This is a genomic window from Aquiflexum gelatinilyticum (genome assembly GCF_024741135.1).
GTDB classification, from domain to species: Bacteria; Bacteroidota; Bacteroidia; order Cytophagales; family Cyclobacteriaceae; genus Cognataquiflexum; species Cognataquiflexum gelatinilyticum.
Genome location: NZ_JANSUY010000002.1, coordinates 250,569 through 268,357 on the forward strand (window position 1 = coordinate 250,569; position 17,789 = coordinate 268,357).

Below are 17,789 nucleotides of genomic sequence, written 5' to 3' on the forward strand. Positions count from 1 at the left end.
AGTATCAAGATTATAGTATCAAGTACTAACCCTAAAATATTCAACCATGCATAATTTCAAAGATTTAAAAGTTTGGCAAAAATCAGTTGATCTAGCAGTAAAAATATACAAATCTACTGCTCTGTTTCCCAATGAAGAGAAGTTTGGAATGACTTCCCAAATGAGAAGAGCAGGTGTTTCTATTCCTTCCAATATTGCTGAAGGTTCTGCTAAAACATCAAAAAACTCTTTTGCCAATTCATTGGAAATTAGTCTTGGTGAGAGTTTTGAATTAGAAACCCAAATTGAAATTAGTAGGAGGGTTGGCTTAATGTCTGAAAACCTTTCTTCTGAAATAAATGAAGACATCGTTGAAATTCAAAAAATGATTATGGGACTTAAAACCTCACTTGATCGCCAAGGTACTTGATACTAGTGTCTTGATACTTGATACTGTTAAATAACACCAAACTCAAAAAAACACACCATGGAAGCATATATAGTAAACGGATACAGATCAGCGGTAGGAAAGGCCAAAAAAGGAGGCTTCAGATTCTACCGGCCTGACGATTTGGCCTCAGATGTCATTAAGCATCTTGTGGCCAACACGCCCGGATTGGAAAACAAAATGGTCGATGACCTGATTGTGGGCAATGCCATCCCGGAAGCCGAACAGGGCATGCAGATGGGAAGGATGATTTCCCTTTTGGCACTCGGTATCGACAACCCGGGTTTTATCATCAACAGATACTGCGGTTCGGGATTGGAAGCGATAGCGCTTGCAGTAGGAAAAATCAAAGCTGGAATGGCTGACTGCATCATTGCAGGTGGCACAGAGTCCATGTCCATGCTCCCGATGATGGGATATAAGACTGTCCTCAACTGGAAAATCGCCTCCCAGACTCCGGAATATTACCTGAGTATGGGTTTGACAGCTGAAGAACTCGCCAAGGACTATGAAATCACCCGAGAGCAGGCAGATGAATTTTCTGCAAATTCACATACCAAAGCTTTGGCAGCCATCGCCGCCGGCAAATTCAAAGAGCAGATTGTCCCGGTAGAAGTAGAAGAAACTTACCTAGACGAAAAGGGAAAAAGGAAAACCAGAAAATACATCGTTGATACGGACGAAGGGCCAAGGGCAGGAACGACTCCTGAAGTCCTTGCGAACCTCAAGCCGGCCTTCAAAATGAATGGACAGGTCACAGCAGGAAATTCCTCCCAAACCTCTGACGGGGCAGCGTTCGTGGTCGTCATGTCAGAGCGGATGGTCAAAGAACTCAATCTTGAGCCTATCGCAAGGATGATGTCTTATTCCGTAGCTGGCGTAGATCCTAGAATCATGGGCATCGGTCCAAAAGAAGCCGTACCTAAAGCGTTGAAGCAAGCCGGATTGACATTGGATAAAATTGACCTCATCGAATTGAATGAGGCTTTTGCTGCCCAGGGTTTGGCAGTGATCAAATCCCTCGATATGGACATCAGCAAAGTCAATGTCAATGGAGGTGCAGTTGCACTTGGCCACCCACTCGGCTGTACCGGAGCAAAGCTTTCCGTACAACTCTTCCATGAACTCCGCAGACAAAACAAAAAATACGGACTTGTCACTGCCTGCGTCGGCGGAGGTCAGGGTGTGGCTGGGGTGTTTGAGTTATTGCGGTAATGTTTGAAGTCAAGTGTAAGAGAGACAAAAGACATAAGACTCAAGACACAAGATTTTAAAAACTTAAATCTTAACGATATGCATAATTATAAAGAATTGAATGTCTGGAAAAGATCAATCAAGCTAGCTGTCAAAGTCTATAAATTATCTCAAAAATTTCCTTCTGATGAAAGGTTTGGATTGACATCACAGATCAGAAGATGCGCTGTATCAGTTCCATCCAATATTGCTGAAGGAGCAGGAAGAAGAACAAACGGTGAGTTTGTCAATTTTCTCGGAATATCCCATGGTTCTATTTGCGAATTGGAAACCCAACTCTACATAGGTTTCGAATTGGAATATATTGGCGCAGACCAATTAGAAGAAATCTCTTTAGAAGTGACAGAAATTCAAAAAATGCTTTATTCACTCATCATAAAATTTGAAAAATAAATAACCAAACATAAGCGGTAGTCTAGTTTATCTTATGTCTAGCGTCTTGTGTCTTATGTCTACAATTATGAGCACAATAAGAAAAACCTCAATCAACGGCGGCGAATTCCTTGTCAAGGAAACCGAAGCGAAGGACATCTTCATTTTTGAAGAATTTACTGAAGAACAAAAAATGATGGCTCAGGCCTGTCAGGATTTTATCGATACCGAAATCCATCCACGCAGTGAGGAAATCGACAGCATGAAACATCCTGAACTCGTTCCCTCCATATTCAAAAAAGCCGGAGATCTCGGTCTCCTGGGAATCGCCGTTCCTGAGGAATTCGGCGGCATGGGGATGAGTTTCAACTCTTCTATGCTCATCGCTGACATCATCGGCGGAGCGGGATCTTTTTCCACCACTTACGGCGCACATACAGGCATCGGTACACTTCCGATTTTGTATTATGGTACTGAGGATCAAAAATCCAAATACCTACCCAAGTTGGCTACTGGTGAATGGGCAGCTTGCTATTGTCTCACAGAGCCGGATGCCGGTTCGGATGCCAACAGCGGCAAGACCAAGGCTACTCTGACCGAAGATGGCAAACACTACCTCATCAACGGACAAAAAATGTGGATCTCCAATGCGGGATTTGCGGACCTGTTCATCGTCTTTGCCAAAATCGAAAACGATAAAAACCTTACCGCATTTATTGTGGAAAAAGGATTTGGTGGCATTACCATGAATGAAGAAGAGAAGAAGATGGGTATCAAAGGTTCTTCCACCCGTCAGGTATTCTTCAACGACTGCAAAGTTCCTGTGGAAAACATGCTTTCCGACAGACAAAACGGTTTCAAAATCGCGGTGAACATCCTCAATATCGGAAGGATCAAACTCGGTGCAGGCGTTTTGGGTGGCTGTAGATCGGTGGCTTCGATGTCGGTGAAATATGCCGGAGAGCGCAAGCAGTTTGGAGTTTCCATCAATTCCTTTGGTGCAATCAAGCAAAAATTGGCAGAAATGGCTGTCAGAACTTATGCCTGCGAATCACTTTGCTACCGTGCCGGTCAGGACATTGAAGACAGGATGGAATCCCTCACTGCAGAAGGTATGCCTGATGCCCAAGCCAAATTGAAAGCCTTGGAGGAATTTGCCATTGAAGCGGCAATAGCGAAAGTTCATGGGTCGGAAGTACTCGACTATGTTGTCGATCAGGGTGTGCAGGTCTATGGTGGCATGGGATATTCAGCGGATGCACCGATGGAGCGTGCTTATAGGGATGCCCGTATCTCCAGGATTTACGAAGGAACCAATGAAATCAACCGCATGCTGATGGTGGGCATGTTGCTCAAGCGGGCAATGAAGGGTGAAATCAACTTGTTCGAACCTGCTATGGCTGTTTCGGCGGAATTGACTTCTGTGCCGAGCTTCGAGACAGTGGATACTTCAGAGCTTTTTGCAGCAGAAAAAGAAACCATCAAGAAACTCAAAAAAGTATTTCTGATGGTGGGCGGAAAAGCAGCCATGGCCTTGGCAGACAAAATCGAGTCCGAGCAGGAAGTAATGATGAACCTTGCTGACCTGATGATTGAAATCTATGCTGCTGAGTCTGTCATCCTGAGAACAGAAAAACTCGTGGGCCTGAGAGGTGAAGAGGCCTGTCAGCCGCAGATTGCGATGACGCAGGTGTACCTTTTTGAGGCTGTGGAAAAAATCCAGACAGCAGCCAAAGAAGCCATTGCCGCATTTACCAAAGGTGACGAGCAGAAAGTGATGTTGATGGGATTGAAGCGATATACCAAAGCCGATCTCGTCAATACCAAAGAGTTGAGAAGGCAGGTGGCGGATTATATGATTGAGAAAGGGAAGTATCCTTTTTCTTAAAATTTAGAGGCCCACAAAGGCACCAAGTCACCGAGATAAAATCTCACGCAAAGACGCAATGACGCAAAAAAAGCCTCCAGAAATGGGGGCTTTTTTGTTGCTATTCTGCTTCTCCAGAAGCAAGAGAACTGCTATTTATTTCTCGCAAAGCCGCTAAATCGCAAAGGGGAAAAAAAGAGACTCTACTCCCAGTTCCCAACTTCCTCACCTCTCACCTCAGCCTTCATCCCTCATCCTTCATCCTTTCCACCCTTTTCCATTATATTCGCAGGATTCCTTTTTTCTCCGAAACATGTTTTACTACAACTCCAAAGACTGGCTCCTAGCCATTTTCAGAATTCCAAAGGCAGATACCCTCCGCCCCTTAATACCAACATTGATTTTTATAGCGCTATACTCTTGGGGGATCGTGTATTTAGAGGTCAATTACTTGAAGTTGTCTGAAAACAGCGATGCTCGAAACATCACCATCATGCATACACTATTGGGTTTTGCGATCTCGATGTTACTGGTTTTCAGGACCAATACGGCTTACGACAGGTGGTGGGAAGGAAGGAAGCACTGGGGAAGCCTTGTGAACAACAGCCGGAATCTCGCCATCAAACTCCAGGTTTTTTTGCCGGTAGAAGACCACGGCTCCAGGACATTTTTTAAGCAGGTGATTCCGCTGTATGCTTTGGCTCTTCGAAGGCACCTACAAAAAGACAGTACCATGCTCCAACTTGATGAAAATCCCCATCCCGAGCTGCCTGACTTTGGTCACAAAGTACATGTACCCAATAAAGTCGCTGAAAGCATGATTTTCAAAGTCCACAACTTATACAAAAATAAAGTCATCAGCGGTGACCAACTCATCGTCCTCAATGGAGAGATCAGTTCCTTTACCGACATCTGCGGTGCCTGTGAGCGGATCAAGAATACACCGATTCCATTTAGCTACAGCGCTTTTATCAAGAAATTTATTTTTATCTATGTGGCGACGCTGCCTTTTGGCTTGGCGCTGTCGATGGGATACTTTACCATTCCGGTGACGACTTTTATATTCTATGTATTGGCGAGTTTGGAACTGATCGCCGAGGAAATCGAAGATCCCTTTGGTACCGACAGCAACGACCTGCCGATGGCCAAGATCGCCGAAAACATCAAAGGGAATGTTGGGGAGATTTTGGGGTAGATTGTAAAGAAAAGAGGTGAGAACAAAGAAATCCTTTCCCATCCAATTTTGGATAGTGGAACAGATCTTCGTTATGTTCAGTAGATTGTTGGACAACAAAACGGCTGGAAATGTGAAATCCATACTCATGTCAGGTGCAACTGTATTAAAAAAATCAAATCGCCATTTGTGATCTATAAATAAAAGTAAGAAAGGTATACATACTCCGCTGAAATGGAAGGGTATGTATACCCTTGGTATATATAAGTAAGTTAAAGGGCATTTTAAAAGACGACCATGTTCAACTTTTTTAAATCAAATAAGAAATACGAGCCACTCGACAAAGAGCTGAGAAAGTACTTCGAGAACAATTTTCTTTGGCTGATGCAGGAGTTTCCTGAACCAAAAATAGAAGAGCGTAGAATCCTGACGCCAACAATATCAGACTTTCCAATAAAATGGAATAAAAGCAGAGACAATGCATTTGAAGCCCTTAAAATTATTTGTAGCAATATGGAGCTTGACCCAAATGACATTAAGGTTGACTTCTATGACAATGGACTAAAAGACATTAACATGGGGACATCTGTGATATTTATTGAATCAGACCCCGAAAATCCAGAAGCCGCAGGATTATATCATCATGAAAAAATTGATGGCAAGTACAGTATTTCACTTGACGACGCATTATTAGAAAGCCCCGACAGGTTAATTGCAACAATTGCTCATGAACTTTCTCATGTAAAATTGCTTGGTGAAAAAAAGCTTGAGCAAAACGATGAAATGCTCACTGACTTTACAACAGTCTTTTTCGGACTTGGTATTTTCAATGCGAATTGTTCTTTTCAGTTTTATAATCAAACAGACCGTTGGAGTTACAGTAATTTAGGATATTTAAAAATTGACGAATGGGCGTATGCGTTGGCTTTGTTCGCATTTATTAGACATGAAGATGAACCTCATTGGAAACAGTTTCTAAGCAAGACTGTTAAAAGTGACTTTGAAAAGTGCCTAAAATATATGATTGACAATGAAGAAGATATCTTCAAATTTGACGATGAAAACCAATGAAAAAAAACGCCATATAACAGCACCTACCCAAAAGTGGCGGTTCAGTGGTTAAATCATGCTTTGTGCTTCTATCAAAGTTTGTGCTTGGTTGACAGTGAAGTGCTTCGAAATCGCCACCTTATGGTAGCTGCAAACCGTTAGCTAAATTAAAACCAAAACATGTTAAGCATTCAGCGATTTGTGTTAAGGAATTTCATAAAGCCATGGTAGTTTTGGAAAAAATATAGGATGAGAGAGCATATTATTCATTCAAAATCAATAACTGAAATCAGGGCTGTATTTGGCTTGGATAAGCCAACACACCCGTTGATTACCATTCTTGACACCCAAAAACTAGCTTATGGAATGGAAACGGTTGGCAAAAGATTTACTTCCGATTTGTACTGCATTGCTCTAAAGGATTCGAGTTGCGGGATTGATTACGGGCGAAATTCTTATGATTTTGATGATGGTGTTTTGATTTTTACCGCACCGAAGCAGGTCATTACTGTTAAAAGACCGCAAGCACTAAACGAAGTACAAGGTTGGATGCTTTACTTTCATCCTGACCTTATCAGAAACACTGCCCTTGGCTCAAAAATTGACGCTTACAACTTCTTTAACTACGAAGTTCACGAAGCATTGCACCTTTCTGAAAATGAACAAAATACGCTCAATCAAATTGTTCTGCTGATTCAAGATGAAATCAAAGAGCGAATTGACAATCACAGTCAGCAAGTATTAGTTTCGAATATTGAATTGTTACTTAATTACAGCAAGCGATTTTACGAAAGACAATTCAATACCCGTGCAGCAAGCCATATTGATATTGTCTCTAAAGTTGAGTTGTTGTTGAAAGATTACTTTTCCGAAAATCAACTTATTGAAAAAGGACAACCTACTATCCAATATTTGGCAGACCATTGCCATTTATCGGCCAGTTATTTGAGTGACCTTTTGACAAAAGAAACAGGACGTTCTGCAAAAGACCACATTAACGATTTCCTTATAGACAAGGCCAAACATTTGCTACTCGGTTCTACCGATTCTATAAGTGGAATAGCCTTTACTTTAGGCTTCAATTACCCCCATTATTTCGGGAGACTATTCAAACAAAAAACAGGCAAAACGCCACAAGAATACCGTCAATTAAACTAGCATAAAGGGAGCAAAACAGCTTCCTATTTTTTTCCGCGATTTGTGTTTAACCTTCCCCTATTCGTGTTAAGCCAACATTCTTATCTGTAGGATATTTGTTTCATCCAATCTAAAAAAATTGAAAAAGATGAAACATAAAATTTTAATTACCGGGGCTAGTGGCGCTTTCGGAAGTCTGACCTGTATTCTATTGGCAGAAAACGGACATCAGGTGGTGGGAACAATGCGATCGATGCAGGGAAAAAATGAAGCCATCGCCAATGAGCTTAAAGCAAAAGGTGTAGGGGTGGTTGAAATGGATCTGAGCAATGAAGAAAGTGTAAATGCAGGGGTAAAGTCAGCAATTGAACTGATGGAGGGCTTGGATACAGTTTTCAATAATGCAGGCATAGGTGCAAACGGAATTCTAGAGTGCTTCACAGCCGGAGACATCCAAAAATTGTTTGACGTAAATGTGTTTGGCGTTCAAAGGCTAATGAGAGCTGTTTTGCCACATTTGAGACAACAAGGAAAAGGAACAATTATTCATACATCAAGTTGTATCGGTAGAGTAACCACTCCTTTTTTGGCTTCCTATTCTGCCTCAAAATATGCTTTAGAGTCTTTGGCAGAAGGTTATCGAGCAGAACTTTCAGGATTTGGGATTGAATCTTGCATTGTAGAGCCGGGCGGATTTCCTACGGGTTTTATGAGTGGAATGATCAGCCCAAGCGATACCGATAGAATGAAGCAGTATGGCGAAATGGCAAGTCTTCCCGAAACCGCTATTAATGGATATGTAGCTTATGTAGAATCCATTCCCGAACAAAGACCTGAACGGGTAGCAGAGGCCGTATTGCAATTGTTAAATACGCCTTTTGGCGAAAAGCCTTTCAGAACCGTTGTTGATTTTTCAGGCTTAAAACAATCCATTGAAAACTATAACAAAGTGCTGAGCGAAACCACAAAAGCCATTTATAAAGCCAACGGTGTAGAGGATTTATTAATCTTAAACAAGGAAGTTTAACCTCACTCCATAAATAAAAAGTCATGAAAAATCTTAAGAATTACGTATTTATCCTATGCCTGATTCTTGTATCAGGCTTGCATCAAAATGTTGCGCAGGCACAAGATGATTCCAGCGCTGAGCGTAAAAAAGGCCCTCAAGTAATCATCATCACAGGCACTGCCTCGGGTTTTGGCAAAGCCACTGCAGAGAAATTAGTGGCCAAGGGTCATATCGTTTACGGAGGCGACATCAATGTTGAAGGCAATGCTTATCTCAATAAAATTGGAGGCCATTCTCTTGAAATGGACGTGACCAATGATTCCCAGGTTCGTGCCGGAATTGAACGCATCATTTCAGAACAAGGCCGCATCGATGTATTGATCAACAATGCGGGTTATGGTGAATATGCTACTATCGAGAACATAAAAATTGATGACCTCAAGCATCAGTTTGACGTCAACGTGTTTGGTTATGCCCGTTTGCAACAAGCTGTTCTTCCCTATATGCGTAAGCAACGGTCAGGACGTATCATCATTGTTTCTTCAGTAATCGGTAAATTCTCACTACCCATGCTCGGTTGGTACGCATCGACCAAACATGCCGTTGAAGGTATGGCAGATGCACTGCGACAAGAAGTGGCACCGTTAGGCATTGAAGTAGTAAAAATACAGCCGGGAGCTGCTAATACAGGGTTTGGCGCAACAGCCTTTGCCCGACTTGAGCAGTCCTACATTCCGGATGATTACCGTGCAATAATAGATGCCAGCGTTAAATCTTTAGAGAACAATTTCGCATCTGCACCATATGCCGAGGATACCGCAGAAACGATCGTTGATGCTACTGAATTAGTGAGACCAAAAATCGCTTATATCACGGCAAATGCACATGAAATTGTACGTTTGAGGAAAGAAATGACAGAAGAGGATTTTTACAAGATGTTTTTAAATAGGTAATTTTAAATAAATGAAAAAAACCATATTGATCACAGGGGCAAGCAGTGGAATTGGAAAAGCAACTGCCCGGCATTTTCAAAAACAAGGATGGAATGTAATTGCCACCATGCGTTCACCTGAAAGGGAAACAGAACTAAACAATTTGGAAAACGTCCACTTTGAGCGATTGGATGTACTCGATTTAGTATCCATTGAAACAGCAATCAGCAATGGAATTTCAAAATTCGGAAAAATAGATGCTCTTCTCAACAATGCAGGTTATGGAGCTTACGGACCTTTGGAAACATTCCCACGAGAAAACATTGTTCGGCAATTTAATACGAATGTGATTGGCTTAATGGATGTTACGAAAGCGATTATTCCACATTTCAGAAAAAACCGGAGTGGTGTAATTGTGAATATTTCATCAATCGGTGGTCAAATGACATTTGCCTTGGGCTCGCTCTATCACGGGACCAAGTTTGCGGTTGAAGGTATTTCAGAGTCATTGCACTATGAAATGGCCGCCATTGGAGTAAAAGTTAAGATTATAGAACCTGGATTCATTGCGACTGATTTTGGCGGACGGTCTTTCGACTTTCAAGCGGGAAGTGTTGAAGACTATCAACCCATCATAAAGGCCTTAATGAAACAATGGCAGGATCCCAATAACACTGTTTCCCCACCAAGTTTGGTTGCAGAAGTAATTTACAATTCAGTAACTGATGGAACAAATCAGTTGAGATACAGGGCAGGACAAGATGCTGATTTCTTACTTGACAACCGAAAGAAAATGACAGATGCGGAGTTTTTTGGAATGATGAACAGTCAATTGGAATAATAAAAACGGTAGCCAACAGGATGGATAAGTCATAGCGCTTTAGGTGCAAACTTGAACCGCTTTTGCATTTTAATAAGTATCTTACTTTCCTAAAAGTTAGAGGAGATAAATTAGCTGCTGCTCATACAGCAGACGGTAAGTTTTTCTTTTACCTTAACCGAAATTTAAAAAGTGAAATTGGCAACCTTATTTCAAGTATGGACTGTGCATGAATTGGGTGAAGGCAAAGACCTGAATCAGCCCTAGTCTATAAAATCACTGAAGTAAAAACAATCATTGACCATCAAACCTAAAAAACCCATGAAAAAAAAGCGAATATTCTTTACAGGTGGATCTGGAAAGGCAGGAAAGCATGTCATCCCTTACTTGCTTGACCAAGGACATCGGGTCATGAATGTGGACTTGACTCCTTTGAAATATCCCGGGGTGGATAACCTGACGGCGGATATCACTGACTCTGGACAGATGTTTAATGCCATGAGTTCCTATGCCGCATTGGATGAGTTGGAACCGGGGAATGGCATCCCAAAGTTTGATGCTGTCGTGCATTTTGCTGCGGTGCCCAGGATTTTGATCAAGCCTGACAATGAGACTTTCAGGGTCAATACCATTGGGACTTACAATGTGATCGAAGCGGCTGTCAAGTTGGGTATCAAGAAAATCATCATTGCTTCCTCGGAGACGACCTATGGAATCTGTTTTTCAGATGGGCCGACCGATCCCAAATCACTGCCCTTAGAGGAAGACTATGATGTCGATCCCATGGACAGCTATGGCTTGTCGAAGGTAGTGAATGAACATACGGCACGCAGTTTTCAGCGTAGGTCGGGGTTTGACATATATGCCCTTCGCATCGGAAATGTCATTGAGCCCCACGAATACGCAGAACTTTTTCCTCACTATTTCAAAAACCCCGAAGTTCGACGCAGAAATGCCTTCTGCTATATTGATGCGCGTGATTTGGGACAGATTGTGGACCTGTGTCTGCAAAAAGATGACTTGGGATTTCAGGTTTTCAATGCCGGCAATGACCACAACGGAGCGATTATCCCAAGCAAAGAATTGGCTGAAAAGTTCTTTCCCGGTGTGCCCCTCACCCGTGAATTGGGCGAACATGAAGCCTTGTTTTCAAATCGCAAAATCCGTGAAGTCCTTGGATTCCTAGAGGAACACAACTGGCGGAAGTATGTGAAAGGGGAATAGGGTATTAACTAGCATTTTTTAGTAGTCCATTCAGAATCAGCTCTTTCATTTTCAGGAAATGATTAACTTTAAAGGAGAGGATCTTACCCAATCTCGGGTAGCTTCCTTCTTCCGGTAGGAGGATTTTTATTTATGCCGGAGAAAGAGATTTTAGTGATTTCAAATTTCCATTTCAGGTATCGGTCATATGAAAAGAAGAAAATTCCTTAAAACTTCCATTACTGCAGCCGCATCACTTTCGGCATTTAGCACACGGGCATGGGGTAAGCAGACAAACCAAAATAGTGGCTTTTTTATCGGCACTCCCGTTTTACCCGAGTATCTGTTTGACAAGGGAATAGCAAATAGCCTCGATGCCATGCAGGAAATGGCCGGGATTAATACCGTCATGACATTTAGCCATGACCACGTATTTAATCAGTATCAAAAAAATTTCCGACCAAAAACCGATGAAAACGGTAAAGAATACACCAACATATGGGGGAAATCTGATCCGGCTTTGTATCCAAACCCAGAAATGGGCAAGCAAGATCCGACAGCCAAATATGCAGGCCGTGATGTTTTGGATGAATTATGGGCTGAGGCTGAGCCGAGGAAAATGAAAGTGTATGCCCGCATTCTTGAACCTTATGTCATTACAGGAGCCATACCGGGTTTTGAGGAATTTGCGGAAGTGGATGTCCATGGCGAAAAAGGGAAAAATGTGTGTTTCAACCATCCAGGTTATATCCGCTATTGGGAAGCCGTAATTGAGGATCTGGTAAAAGCCCATCCTTACCTTCATGGATTTAAGTTTGGGCAGGAAAGGGCCGGTCCTTTCCTGGCTGCATTGGGAAAAAATACAGCGGGAACCTGCTTTTGTGAGCATTGCCTCAAATTGGCTGCTGAAAGAAACATTGGTATAGAAGGCGCAAGGAAGGGACTCATTGAACTCCAAAATTATGGCAACAGCATTAATGCAGGAAAAAAGCCAATTGACGGTAATTTTACTGCTTTTATGCGCCTCCTATTTCAATATCCAGATATGCTTAAATGGGAGCAATTTTGGATGGATTCCCGGGAAAACCAGCGCAAGCGTATATACACACAGATCAAAAATATCAATCCCAACATTCAGGTAGGTTGGCATATTGATCATGGCATGACTTGGGACTTGATGATGCGCGCCTCTTGGGATTATGGAAAAATGGGACCCTATTCTGATTGGTTGAGCGTGGCTGTTTACTTTGATAGCATGGGGCGCCGATCTCTTGGACATTACCAGCGCAATTATGAGAAAATTCTGTTTGGTGATGCGGATCAGCGGTATTCCTATCCCATGTACCTGAGCATGTTGGGCTATGACCCGGAGTTGGAACCAACACTTCATCAGCATCTGGAAAAGGATACTGCATTCAGTTCCGATTATGTTTTCCAAGAATGCAGCAGGGCTGTCAAAAGGGTAAATGGTGAGGCTTTGGTTTATGCCCGACCAGGATTTGATATGCCTGGATATGATTGTAATGTCTCTCCAAGCCAGGTATATGAAGTAGTGACCAAGGCATTGGAAGCTGGAGTGAATGGACTTTGGTGTGGCCGTGAATGGGATGAACTCAAGCCTGAAAATGCTGTAGCCTTTGGAAATGCAATAAGGGATTGGGAAAAGAAAAAGTAAGAAACAATTAGGATTTTATATTCCTATTTGACCTCGTTCAAAAGGGTTTATATTGGAATAATAATAATCAAAATGATTCTTGACAAATCTGTATCCGGTTTTAGATTGATTTTTCCGATCATTAAAAATGAAACAAATATTTATTAACCTTCCAGTTCAAAACCTAGAAGAATCACAGGTTTTTTACACGCAATTGGGATTTTCTATCGACCCTCTTTTCTCTGACAACCAACAAAAATGTATGGTTTGGAGCGAACAGATCTATGTGATGCTACAGACGATGGAGGTATTCAGATTGTACAACAGAAAAACAATATCTGACCCTAAAACCTATATTAATGCTTCTTTTACACTGCCCGTAGAAGGCCTCGACCAAGTCAACGAAATTTTGAACAAAGGATTGGAAGCAGGAGGAAAAGAACCAATCCCAATGATTGATGAAGGATATATGCAGATCAGAAGAATTGAAGATTTGGATGGGCATACCTGGGATATTATTTATCTTGATCGGGTTAAATTTAGCCAAAACAGATGAACTACTTGCTCAAAAATGTCCACCATATTGCCATCATCTGTTCGGATTATGCCAAATCAAAGCAATTCTACACCGAAATTTTAGGCTTGGAAATCATCCGGGAAGTTTACCGACAGAAGCGTGGTTCCTATAAGTTGGATTTGGCCTTGAATGGGCAGTATATCATCGAACTTTTTTCTTTTCCCGATCCGCCAAAAAGACTTTCGAGGCCCGAAGCGACCGGCTTGAGGCATTTGGCTTTTTCTGTGGATAACCTTGAGGCTGTATTGGCAGTGATGGAAAAACACAAAGTATCCTATGAACCGATCCGAACAGATGAGTTTACAGGAAAAAGATTCACTTTTATTTCTGATCCGGATGGATTGCCGATTGAGTTTTATGAGAGGTAACAAAAGTCAAAAAATGGGTGAATCCCAGCTTTCCTGTTTGATACATTTCCAAAATATTTAGGTAATTTTCAGCCACCTTAATAGCTACCCAATGATCCCCTCTAATCCCAAAGCCAAGGAAATGGCTTCCAAAAGAAAAAAAATCATCCTGTTTTTTGGATTGATAATCATTTTGACCGGTGCATTTGCAATTAAAAAACTCTTCTTTACTGACTCTATTTTTGACAGGCAGCTGTATTCACTTTCTCAGGAAATCAACCAGTCTACCCCCATCATGATAGATGAAAACATCCGCCTTGAACGTACCTCTGTCAAAAGGGGTGAGATTTTTGTCTACCATTATACTTTGGTAAACATGGAAAAGGGGAAATTTGAGGAAAATGAGTTGAAGGAATTTTTCAGGGAACAGATATTGGATAACATCAAAAACAATCCGGATCTCAAGTATTTTAAAGAAAACCAGGCTTCTATGGTATATGATTACAAGGATAAAAACATGGAGTCACTTTTTGAATTGAGATTTACCCCCAAAGACTATAACTGACAAGAAGCCCTTTCTTTCCTTTTCCCTTTCAATCCAAAACAAGTTTTCCTTCACGGTAGATCAAACACGATTTTTTTAAGTTCTTTTTACTTAAATTTTGGTTGAATTTTAACCTGTATTCTATGAAGCTGTTTTTTGCTTTGGCGTTTATTGTTGCCGCCTGTTCCAATAGTCCATCTGAAAATGTAGATTTTGTCTCTTCAGATTTTGAAGTAGTCCAAGAGATACCTATCAGCAGACAAGAAGCACCTCCTTCAGATTCAAAACTTCTTTCCCCCGAAATCAGCCAGAAACTTGTCCGCTCAGGAGGGATCAATTTCCAATCAGAAGATTTGGAAAAAGACTTTCAGCAGATCAAAGGTATGCTTGGTAGATACGAGGCCTATTTGGAGAATGAAACCCAAAACAACGACCAATTCAGAAAAAGCTATAACCTCAGTATCCGTGTTCCTTCCGACAGGTACGACAGCCTGCTGAATGCGATTTCGGGAATAGCCTTCAGGGTCGAAAACAAATACTCCAATGTAGATGATGTGACCGAGCGCTACTATGACCTGCAAAGCCGGATCCAAAATAAACTTGAACTTGAAAAGAGGTATAGAGAAATATTATACAAGGCAAATGAAGTCAAAGACATCTTGGAAATCGAGCGGAACCTCAACGAAGTCAGAACAGACATTGAGATGATGGAAGGGCAGTTCAACTACCTCAGCAAGCAGATTAAATTCAGTTTGATTCAGGTGCAGTTTTATGAAGAACTGCCCTATGAATTGAACTCAGATAAGAAGAAGGGTTTTTGGGTACGCATTATCAATGCTTTGGATAATGGCTGGCAGGTATTTTTGACTGTTTTTGTAGGATTGGTGACCTTATGGCCTTTTTACATTGCTGGTGCTATGGTTTTTATCTTAGTCATGTATCTCAGAAGAAAAAACAAATCACACTCATGAGACCGGGTCTTTTTGGTTTATACCTCAGTTTGGTTTTTTTGTTCGCTTCTTGTGCGAGTGTTCAGGATTCGAATATCAACCTACGTCTTGACAAGAGCAATTGCTTTCAGGAATTTTTCTATGATTATCAAGAGGACCAGATCCCTGCACCCCTGCATAGCCTGTCATTGCCCGAAAGCCTTCAAAAAAACTTTTCCAAGAATAGCCTCAACGTCGCAAATGCGATGGGGATTTTGGAATTGTTGGAAAGGTACATCATCAGCTTGGAAGCTTTTTACGCCAATCCAACATTAGAAAACAGGATTAGCCACTTGGAATTGTATCAGAAACTTTCCCAAAGAATCGGATTTGCGGAGCTTGAAATTTCCTCGGAGTCGGCCGAACTTGGATGTGAAGAGGAGCGCATTGACCAAATCGCCAATTACCTCAAAGCAAAAGAAGGAGATACAGATACCAAATTGACGGTCTCCTCCATTATCATCGGCGCAGCCGGGGCGATCCTGACTACTGTATATCTTGATCAGGGAAATACCGGTGAATACATTGCCCTTGCCACAGGTATTGCCGGAGCGACTTTGGGTGTGATGATTTTGGTCAACAAGAAAAAGGTCACTTTTAACCATGAACGCAACCACCTTCAGGAAATTTGGGAGGGACCGACAGCCTCTAAGTATTTTCCTGCTTCGGTTTGGTACTATCTCAATTATATATACCCGGAAAAGGAAGTACAAATTTCAAAAAGAGAAGAAATCATCGAAAAATGGATGGGTTTGGGAATTTTTGATAGCCTTAATCCCAAAGAGAAAAAGGAATTGGTCGGAAAGTTTTTTGGATCCGGAGGTATTTACCTCAGCGATGAACTTGTGGAAAGGGCAAGTATGTACGATCAGCTTGGTTCACAGATCAACCTTATGATGCAGGACCTGAAGAGCCTTTCGCGAGAACTGGAGGTCCTGCAGGCGGGCAAGATTTCAAAACCATAAGTTATTGAAATCGGATTTCTATCCCTTTGAAATTTTTGACAGGCATTCCACCAATTTATCCAAATCCGAAATCTTGGTATACACATGGGGTGAGATTCTGACCACATTCAGTTTACCCAATGCAATGGGTGAAGTTTGGATTTTGCCCAATTTGATCAGTTGAGAGTAGATTTCAGATGGGCTTAGCCCATCTATTGAGATGCAGGCCAAGGCACAGCTGTACTCCTTTTTTAAAGAAGTATGAAGCTTAAGTTTTGGGATTTCTAATGCTTTGGTAGCCCAATAATCTTTCAGGTACCTGACTCTTTCCTCTTTTCTTTTCGTGCCAATGGCATTGTGAAAGTTAATGGCTTCCCCGATTCCCTGCTCGATGGGAAAGCTTCTTGTCCCGAGATTTTCAAATTTTCGTATATCTCCTGATTTTGGATCCCCTGCACAGATCAAAGGCCAAACCTTGGAGATCTTTTCTTTTTTGACCCAAAGCATACCGCTGCCAATCGGTGCGGAAAGGTACTTGTGGAGGCTGGTACCAAAGTAGTCACCTTCCAAATCAGGAATATTGAATTCCAATAAGCCATAAGAATGTGCTCCGTCTACTATGACTTCTATGCCTTTTTGATGGGCCATTCTTGCGATCTTTTGGACGGGCATGATCTGACCGGTCCAATTGACCACGTGGGTTACATGGATGATTTTGGTTTTTGGGCTGATGGCATTTTGGTAGGCCCTTACGATCTGTTCATCATCTTCTATAGGAAATTCGAAATCAAGCTGTTTGTACACTATGCCCTCCCTCATTTCCCGCTGTTTCCAAGCCTGCATCATGTTAGGATAATCTTGATGGCTCCCGATCACTTCATCTCCTCTTTGGAGATCCAAGCCATAGATGACCGTCACCAAGGCTTCTGTGGCATTGCGGTTGATCGCTATTTCTTCCGGTGAGCAGCCACCTAACTTGGCGAGGCTTTCACGGAGATTTTCTCTCCCTTGGTCCAAAATCTGCCACATGAAGTATGAAGGACCCAGATTGGTCATCTGATTAAACCGCTCCACAGCTTGTTGTACTACTATCGGACTTGGGGATACGCCCCCGTTATTGAGCATGACGATGGGGGCAGTGCTTGCTGAATACCCCTGCTGAATTACTGCCCAATAATCCTCATTGGATGCCATTTCCACGGCATCGCGGCCATGGTAAGTTTTCTCCAAGTTATCCCACTCTGCTGCATGAAGCTCGTTAAAAATACTGTTTGCCGAAAAAGCCCCGAGCATGGCAGTAGTCTTTTTGAGAAATGAGCGACGGTTATTGGATTGATTCATTATTTGATTTAAAGATTAAGCCTACTGGGACAGGGGTATAATTTATTTCATTTTAAATCGTAATTCAAGGCGTTTCATTTGGAATTAAATCTGATCTTTTGGGAATAAAAACTTTGTCTTTGGACAGCCAACTCCTAGACTTATAAAG

18 protein-coding genes are annotated in these 17,789 nt (G+C 41.9%); 17 read left to right on the plus strand and 1 reads right to left on the minus strand.

The features are described from left to right. The first annotated feature begins 46 nt into the window (after positions 1–46). The 17 genes from NU887_RS04985 (at position 47) to NU887_RS05065 (ending at position 16,321) form a co-directional block, all read left to right on the plus strand. The gene (locus NU887_RS04985; RefSeq protein WP_258422258.1) at positions 47–409 is read left to right on the plus strand and encodes a four helix bundle protein; all 363 of its coding nucleotides are present in this window, start codon (positions 47–49) and stop codon (positions 407–409) included. Positions 410–466: 57 nt separating this feature from the next. Beyond that, complete coding sequence (locus NU887_RS04990) at positions 467–1,642, plus strand: thiolase family protein (protein ID WP_258422259.1); 1,176 nt, start codon at positions 467–469, stop codon at positions 1,640–1,642. Between the two features lie 78 nt (positions 1,643–1,720). Then, the gene (locus NU887_RS04995) at positions 1,721–2,074 is read left to right on the plus strand and encodes a four helix bundle protein (RefSeq protein ID WP_258422260.1); all 354 of its coding nucleotides are present in this window, start codon (positions 1,721–1,723) and stop codon (positions 2,072–2,074) included. A gap of 67 nt (positions 2,075–2,141) precedes the next feature. Continuing rightward, entirely contained in the window at positions 2,142–3,941 is a 1,800-nt protein-coding gene (locus NU887_RS05000) for an acyl-CoA dehydrogenase family protein (protein ID WP_258422261.1), read from the plus strand. A 292-nt stretch (positions 3,942–4,233) separates the two neighbouring features. After that, a complete protein-coding gene (locus NU887_RS05005; RefSeq protein ID WP_258422262.1) occupies positions 4,234–5,115 on the plus strand; it encodes a bestrophin family protein in 882 nt (293 codons plus the stop codon). A 363-nt stretch (positions 5,116–5,478) separates the two neighbouring features. Further along, positions 5,479–6,165 carry a M48 family metalloprotease gene (locus tag NU887_RS05010; protein ID WP_258422263.1) on the plus strand — a complete coding sequence of 229 codons (687 nt, stop codon included), beginning with the start codon at positions 5,479–5,481 and terminating at the stop codon, positions 6,163–6,165. A 345-nt stretch (positions 6,166–6,510) separates the two neighbouring features. After that, positions 6,511–7,302, plus strand: a complete 792-nt coding sequence (locus tag NU887_RS05015; protein WP_258422264.1) for a helix-turn-helix domain-containing protein — start codon at positions 6,511–6,513, stop codon at positions 7,300–7,302. Between the two features lie 127 nt (positions 7,303–7,429). Then, positions 7,430–8,308, plus strand: a complete 879-nt coding sequence (locus NU887_RS05020) for an SDR family oxidoreductase (protein WP_258422265.1) — start codon at positions 7,430–7,432, stop codon at positions 8,306–8,308. 23 nt (positions 8,309–8,331) lie between these two features. Continuing rightward, positions 8,332–9,243 carry an SDR family NAD(P)-dependent oxidoreductase gene (locus tag NU887_RS05025; protein WP_258422266.1) on the plus strand — a complete coding sequence of 304 codons (912 nt, stop codon included), beginning with the start codon at positions 8,332–8,334 and terminating at the stop codon, positions 9,241–9,243. A gap of 10 nt (positions 9,244–9,253) precedes the next feature. Continuing rightward, positions 9,254–10,063: an SDR family oxidoreductase gene (locus NU887_RS05030; RefSeq protein WP_258422267.1), complete on the plus strand. Its 810-nt coding sequence runs from the start codon at positions 9,254–9,256 to the stop codon at positions 10,061–10,063. A 300-nt stretch (positions 10,064–10,363) separates the two neighbouring features. Then, entirely contained in the window at positions 10,364–11,266 is a 903-nt protein-coding gene (locus NU887_RS05035) for an NAD-dependent epimerase/dehydratase family protein (protein ID WP_258422268.1), read from the plus strand. Between the two features lie 187 nt (positions 11,267–11,453). Next, a complete protein-coding gene (locus NU887_RS05040; RefSeq protein WP_258422269.1) occupies positions 11,454–12,920 on the plus strand; it encodes a hypothetical protein in 1,467 nt (488 codons plus the stop codon). Between the two features lie 127 nt (positions 12,921–13,047). Then, positions 13,048–13,455 carry a VOC family protein gene (locus tag NU887_RS05045; protein ID WP_258422270.1) on the plus strand — a complete coding sequence of 136 codons (408 nt, stop codon included), beginning with the start codon at positions 13,048–13,050 and terminating at the stop codon, positions 13,453–13,455. Then, positions 13,452–13,844, plus strand: coding sequence for an SMU1112c/YaeR family gloxylase I-like metalloprotein (gene gloA2, locus NU887_RS05050; protein ID WP_258422271.1), 393 nt, complete (start codon positions 13,452–13,454; stop codon positions 13,842–13,844). The genes NU887_RS05045 and gloA2 overlap by 4 nt, the downstream gene beginning before the upstream one ends. Before the next feature lie 121 nt (positions 13,845–13,965). Continuing rightward, positions 13,966–14,388, plus strand: coding sequence for a hypothetical protein (locus NU887_RS05055; RefSeq protein ID WP_258422272.1), 423 nt, complete (start codon positions 13,966–13,968; stop codon positions 14,386–14,388). Between the two features lie 122 nt (positions 14,389–14,510). Next, positions 14,511–15,338, plus strand: coding sequence for a DUF4349 domain-containing protein (locus tag NU887_RS05060; RefSeq protein ID WP_258422273.1), 828 nt, complete (start codon positions 14,511–14,513; stop codon positions 15,336–15,338). Continuing rightward, positions 15,335–16,321, plus strand: a complete 987-nt coding sequence (locus NU887_RS05065) for an AAA family ATPase (protein WP_258422274.1) — start codon at positions 15,335–15,337, stop codon at positions 16,319–16,321. The genes NU887_RS05060 and NU887_RS05065 overlap by 4 nt, the downstream gene beginning before the upstream one ends. Positions 16,322–16,339: 18 nt before the next feature. On the opposite strand, the gene NU887_RS05070 is transcribed toward NU887_RS05065, so the two are convergent. Next, entirely contained in the window at positions 16,340–17,641 is a 1,302-nt protein-coding gene (locus NU887_RS05070; RefSeq protein ID WP_258422275.1) for an aminotransferase class V-fold PLP-dependent enzyme, read from the minus strand. Positions 17,642–17,789: the final 148 nt, after the last annotated feature.

Coding starts and splice junctions, on each gene's coding strand:
- NU887_RS04985 (WP_258422258.1), top strand. CDS start 47: ATGCATAATTTCAAAGATTTAAAAGTTTGGCAAAAATCAGTTGATCTA.
- NU887_RS04990 (WP_258422259.1), top strand. CDS start 467: ATGGAAGCATATATAGTAAACGGATACAGATCAGCGGTAGGAAAGGCC.
- NU887_RS04995 (WP_258422260.1), top strand. CDS start 1,721: ATGCATAATTATAAAGAATTGAATGTCTGGAAAAGATCAATCAAGCTA.
- NU887_RS05000 (WP_258422261.1), top strand. CDS start 2,142: ATGAGCACAATAAGAAAAACCTCAATCAACGGCGGCGAATTCCTTGTC.
- NU887_RS05005 (WP_258422262.1), top strand. CDS start 4,234: ATGTTTTACTACAACTCCAAAGACTGGCTCCTAGCCATTTTCAGAATT.
- NU887_RS05010 (WP_258422263.1), top strand. CDS start 5,479: ATGCAGGAGTTTCCTGAACCAAAAATAGAAGAGCGTAGAATCCTGACG.
- NU887_RS05015 (WP_258422264.1), top strand. CDS start 6,511: ATGGAAACGGTTGGCAAAAGATTTACTTCCGATTTGTACTGCATTGCT.
- NU887_RS05020 (WP_258422265.1), top strand. CDS start 7,430: ATGAAACATAAAATTTTAATTACCGGGGCTAGTGGCGCTTTCGGAAGT.
- NU887_RS05025 (WP_258422266.1), top strand. CDS start 8,332: ATGAAAAATCTTAAGAATTACGTATTTATCCTATGCCTGATTCTTGTA.
- NU887_RS05030 (WP_258422267.1), top strand. CDS start 9,254: ATGAAAAAAACCATATTGATCACAGGGGCAAGCAGTGGAATTGGAAAA.
- NU887_RS05035 (WP_258422268.1), top strand. CDS start 10,364: ATGAAAAAAAAGCGAATATTCTTTACAGGTGGATCTGGAAAGGCAGGA.
- NU887_RS05040 (WP_258422269.1), top strand. CDS start 11,454: ATGAAAAGAAGAAAATTCCTTAAAACTTCCATTACTGCAGCCGCATCA.
- NU887_RS05045 (WP_258422270.1), top strand. CDS start 13,048: ATGAAACAAATATTTATTAACCTTCCAGTTCAAAACCTAGAAGAATCA.
- gloA2 (WP_258422271.1), top strand. CDS start 13,452: ATGAACTACTTGCTCAAAAATGTCCACCATATTGCCATCATCTGTTCG.
- NU887_RS05055 (WP_258422272.1), top strand. CDS start 13,966: ATGGCTTCCAAAAGAAAAAAAATCATCCTGTTTTTTGGATTGATAATC.
- NU887_RS05060 (WP_258422273.1), top strand. CDS start 14,511: ATGAAGCTGTTTTTTGCTTTGGCGTTTATTGTTGCCGCCTGTTCCAAT.
- NU887_RS05065 (WP_258422274.1), top strand. CDS start 15,335: ATGAGACCGGGTCTTTTTGGTTTATACCTCAGTTTGGTTTTTTTGTTC.
- NU887_RS05070 (WP_258422275.1), bottom strand. CDS start 17,641: ATGAATCAATCCAATAACCGTCGCTCATTTCTCAAAAAGACTACTGCC.